Source organism: Acidovorax sp. HMWF018, assembly GCF_003061035.1.
In the GTDB taxonomy this organism is placed as follows: domain Bacteria; phylum Pseudomonadota; class Gammaproteobacteria; order Burkholderiales; family Burkholderiaceae_C; genus Acidovorax; species Acidovorax delafieldii.
Genome location: NZ_QAIM01000669.1, coordinates 15,298 through 20,010, shown reverse-complemented (window position 1 = coordinate 20,010; position 4,713 = coordinate 15,298). Strand labels below are relative to the sequence as shown.

Annotated in this window: 4 protein-coding genes; 2 read left to right on the top strand and 2 right to left on the bottom strand. The window is 67.2% G+C overall.

Annotation, left to right across the window (positions count from 1 at the left end):
- The coding region (locus DBR23_RS28535) for a methyl-accepting chemotaxis protein (RefSeq protein WP_108500297.1) at positions 1 to 1,238 on the bottom strand (1,238 nt) is incomplete at its 3' end.
- Positions 1,239 to 1,356: 118 nt separating this feature from the next.
- Entirely contained in the window at positions 1,357 to 3,618 is a 2,262-nt protein-coding gene (locus DBR23_RS28530; protein WP_108500295.1) for a cation-translocating P-type ATPase, read from the bottom strand.
- Positions 3,619 to 3,785: 167 nt separating this feature from the next.
- On the opposite strand from DBR23_RS28530, the gene DBR23_RS28525 reads away from it, so the two are divergent.
- Together DBR23_RS28525 and cueR are read left to right on the top strand one after the other, a co-directional pair.
- Positions 3,786 to 3,992 carry a heavy-metal-associated domain-containing protein gene (locus DBR23_RS28525; RefSeq protein WP_056742486.1) on the top strand — a complete coding sequence of 69 codons (207 nt, stop codon included), beginning with the start codon at positions 3,786 to 3,788 and terminating at the stop codon, positions 3,990 to 3,992.
- 36 nt (positions 3,993 to 4,028) lie between these two features.
- Positions 4,029 to 4,547: a Cu(I)-responsive transcriptional regulator gene (gene cueR, locus DBR23_RS28520; RefSeq protein ID WP_199227831.1), complete on the top strand. Its 519-nt coding sequence runs from the start codon at positions 4,029 to 4,031 to the stop codon at positions 4,545 to 4,547.
- The last annotated feature ends 166 nt before the right edge of the window (positions 4,548 to 4,713 follow it).

Sequence of the window (4,713 nt, the reverse complement as noted above, 5' to 3'; positions counted from 1 at the left end):
GCGCTGCGCTGCGCCAGGCTGCGCACCTCGCTGGCCACCACGGCAAAGCCCCGGCCCTGCTCGCCCGCACGGGCGGCTTCCACCGCAGCGTTCAGCGCCAGGATGTTGGTCTGGAAGGCAATGGAGTCGATCAGGCCGATGATGTCGCCGATCTTGCGGCTCGATGTCGAAATCTCGTGCATGCTGGCCACGGCCTGCTGCACCACGCCACCACCCTGTGTCGCCATCTGCGAGGCCGACGCGGCCAGCTGGTTCGCCATCTGCGACGACGATGCCGTCTGCTGCACCGTGGACGTGAGCTGCGACAGCGAGGACACGGCCTCCTGCGCGTTGCTGGCCGTCTGCTCGGTGCGCTGCGACAGGTCCTGGTTGCCCGTGGCGATCTCCTGGCTGGCCGTGGCGATGTTGCCGCTGGCATCGCGCACCTGCGCCACCAGCGCACTCAGGCCCTGCTGCATGTCGCGCAGCGCGCGCTGCAAATCGGCCACTTCGTCCTTGCCCTCGGCAGCAATGTGCTGCGACAGGTCGCCGCCCGCAATCGCCTGGGCCATCTTGCGTGCGTCTTCCAGCGGCTTGCAAATGGAGTTCATGTTCATGAGCGTGGTGGGCACCACCACCACCACGGTGATCAGTACCGCCAGCACAAACAGCCACTTGGTCTGGTTGGACACTTCGCTTTGCTGCGCCACGGACTTGGCCACCTCGGCGCGCAGCACCGAGTCCAACTCGGCCATCAGCTTGTCGGCCTCGGCAAACTCCGCCACGGCCTTGCCGCTCATGCGGTTGGCAATGGTGGCGGTGTCATAGCCACCCGCCTCCAGCTGGCGCGCCACGTGCGCAAACAGCTCGCGGTAGCTGTCCAGGCGCTTGACGATGTTGCGCACCACGGGGTTGTCAGAGTCCTCCTCGCCTTCCAGGAACTTGTTGGCAATCTTCTTGGCCTTGTCCTGGCTCTCCACCCACTTGGCATACGCGGCCTTCACGGCTTCGGGCTTCTCGTAGCCAATGATCATGTCCTTCTCGAACTGGCGGATGGCACCCATCTCGCCCCGCAGCTCGGCCATGTAACCCACCTCGGCGAACGAGTGGTCCATGAAGTCCTGGCTCATGTTGTGGATGCGGAACATGCCCAGCATGCCCGCGCCCCCCAGCAGCCCCAGCAGGCCCAGCACCACGCCAATGGCACCCAGCATGCGCAAACGTATGGTGAACTGCCGCATGAGCGAGAAGAGATTCATGATCTGTCGTCCTTGATATAGCTATGCCAATGCGGTCGCCGCACCTCCCCCGAGGCGACGGATTCGCAACAAATCGTTGCAGTTTGCCAGACATCGATGACCGTGCTGTACGTATTTATCACATGCGCCACCGCTTGAGTAAGAGGGCATTCGCCATCACGCTGACCGAGCTGAGCGCCATGGCCGCGCCCGCCACCACCGGGTTCAGGTAGCCCAGCGCCGCCAGCGGAATGCCCGCCACGTTGTATGCAAACGCCCAGAACAGGTTCTGGCGGATCTTCATCACCGTACGGTGCGAAATATCCAGCGCCGCCGCCACCAGCATCGGGTCGCCGCGCATCAGCGTGATGCCCGCTGCGTGCATGGCCACATCAGTCCCGTTGCCCATGGCCATGCCCACATCGGCCGCCGCCAGCGCGGGGGCATCGTTAACGCCGTCGCCCACCATCGCCACATGATGGTGCTTGCCATCGGTGCCCTGTTGCAACGCAGCCACCTTGGCCGCCTTGTCGCCCGGCAACACCTCGGCCATCACCTCGCCCGCGGCCGGGTCCAGCCCCAGGCGCCGGGCCATGGCCTCGGCCGCGCCCCGGTTGTCGCCCGACACCATCACCGTGCGAATGCCGCGCGCCTTGAGCGCCGCCAGCGCCTCGCGCGCACCAGGCTTGGGTTCGTCGCCAAAGGCCATTACCGCGCGCAATGCCAACCCTTCCGTGACCCGCTGGGCCACCGCCGACACCGTGGCGCCTTCGCGCTGCAACGCCTCCGCGCGGTCTGACAACGGGCCCAGTGCCACCCCCAGCTCCTGCATCCAGCGCAGGCTGCCCACCAGGTAGCTCTGGCCGTCCACCTCGCCCTCGGTGCCGCGCCCGGGCACGGCGCGCACGTCCTGCGCAGTGGCCACGTTGATCTGCCGCTCGCCCGCAGCCGCCACCACTGCGCGCGCCAGCGGGTGTTCGCTGCCACTTTGCACAGCGGCCACCGCCGCCATCACCGCGCTGTCATCCAGGCCAGGCACCACCTCAAACGCCGTGAGCCGGGGCTTGCCCACGGTCAGCGTGCCGGTCTTGTCAAAGGCCACCGTGTCCACCTTGTGCGCCAGCTCCAGCGCCTGCACGTCCTTGATCAGGATGCCGTGTTTGGCCGCCACGCCCGTGCCCGCCATGATGGCCGCGGGCGTGGCCAGCCCCAGCGCACAGGGGCAGGCAATCACCATCACGGCCACGGCGTGGATCAGCGCCGCCTCCAGCCCCGCACCCATGGCCAGCCAGCCCGCCAGGGTCACCAGCGCCACCACCAGCACCACCGGCACGAAGATGGCCGACACCTGGTCCACCAGCCGCTGGATGGGCGCCTTGGCCGCCTGCGCGTCTTCCACCAGCCGGATGATCTGGGCCAGCACCGTCTCGGCGCCCACGGCCGTCACCGCCATCACGATGCGACCATCGCCGTTGATCGAGCCACCCGTCAGCGCCGCGCCCACATCGCGCGCCACGGGCAACGGCTCGCCCGTCAACATGGATTCATCCACCTGCGTGTGGCCCTCGTGCACCGTGCCGTCCACAGGGATGCGCTCGCCCGGCCGCACCACCAGCTGGTCGCCCACCAGCACTTCCGACACCGGCACATCCACCTCGCCCTGCTTGGTGAGCAAATGCACCACATCGGGCCGCAGCGCATGCAGCGCGCGGATGGCCGCCGTGGTCTGGCGCTTGGCGCGCGCCTCCAGCCACTTGCCCAGCAGCACCAGCGTGACCACCACGGCCGAGGCCTCAAAGTACAGATGCGGCACATGCCCCGGGTGGTCCGTGGGCGCAGTGAGCCACAGCCACATCGACAGGCCCCAACCCGCGCTGGTGCCCAGCGCCACCAGCAAGTCCATGTTGCCGCTCAGCGCCTTGGCCGCATGCCAGCCCGCCTTGTAAAACCGCGCCCCCAGGATGAACTGCACCGGCGTGGCCAGCACAAACTGCACCCAGGCGGGCAGCATCCAGTGCTGGCCGAACAGGTCACCGATCATGGGCAACACCAGCGGCGCCGACAGCAGCAGGCCAATACCCACGGGTAAAAAGCCGGCCCAGGGCGACAAGTCCTCCGGTGCATCCTCCTGCCCCGCCGCACGCGGCTCGTAGCCCGCATTGCGCACCGCGCGGCGCAGGACCGCCTCCATGGCCGCGGCGTCAGCGCCCACCTGCGTGACAAAGGCAATGCGCGCAGACTCGGTCGCCAGATTGACCGAGGCCTCCTGCACGCCCGGCACCTTGCGCAGCGCGCGCTCCACACGGCCCACGCAGCTTGCGCAGGTCATGCCAGAAATGCCCAGGTCCAGCGAGTGCACAGACCCGGGCACGGTGTTGAGGGGGGTGGTGATGGTGTTCATGGCCGGGATGCTGATCCTTGACGTGATGGCAAGGTCAAGCATTGATATTGATCAACCCTCACATCATGAGTGTCTTGAGCGATGTTTGACTCTGCCACGATGTCAAGCTTCAACATTCGCTTCGGTCGCATCCACGGCCACATTTCCAAACCCAACAAGGACACCCCATGGCAACCACCACCACGACTTTCCAAGTGCAGGGCATGACCTGCGGCCACTGCGAACGCGCCGTCACCCAGGCCGTGCAGCAGGTAGATCCCAACGCCCAGGTGCGCATCGACCGCGCCAGCGGCAAGGTGGACGTGGACAGCACCGCCCCCCGCGAAGCCCTGGCCGCCGCCATTGCCGAAGAAGGCTACACCGTCGCGGCCTGAGCGCCGCGCCACCACACACCCAGCGAGGGCCAGACCATGACCACGCCCCATTCCCCCGATGCCGCGCCGACCACGCGCGCCAAGGCCGCAGCGCCCCGCCCCATCGCCTGGCCCGTGCCCATCGGCGTCGCTGCCAAGCGCGCAGGCATCTCGGCGCGCATGGTGCGGCACTACGAATCGCTGGGCCTCATCAACGGCGTGGCGCGCACCGACAGCGGCTACCGCCAGTACACCGAGGCCGACGTGCACGCCCTGCACTTCATCCGCCGCAGCCGCGACCTGGGCTTTTCGATGGAAGAAATCGCCGAACTGCTGGGCCTGTGGCACGACCGCAGCCGCGCCAGCAGCCAGGTCAAGCGCATCGCGCAGCAGCATATTGACGACCTGAGCGAACGCATCGCCCAGATGCAGGCCATGCAGCGCAGCCTGCAAACGCTGGTGTCCTGCTGCCAGGGCAACGACCGGCCGGACTGCCCCATCCTGGACGACTTGGCCTCCGGGCAGGCAGAACACCACACGCCCAGGGTTTCGCGCAAGACGCTACCAAATCAATAGCTACTCGCGCATGTTCGACTTGCGCTTGGAGCGGTTTTTCTTTGAAATCTGTATGGGAAGGCCCGTCAGGCACCACCCAAACGCGCTGGAGCCTTGACCTTGCCAACTGCCGTTTTGCGGCGGGGTGCGGTCGCTGGCGCGGCCCCCGTGTCCGCGGCTGAAACCG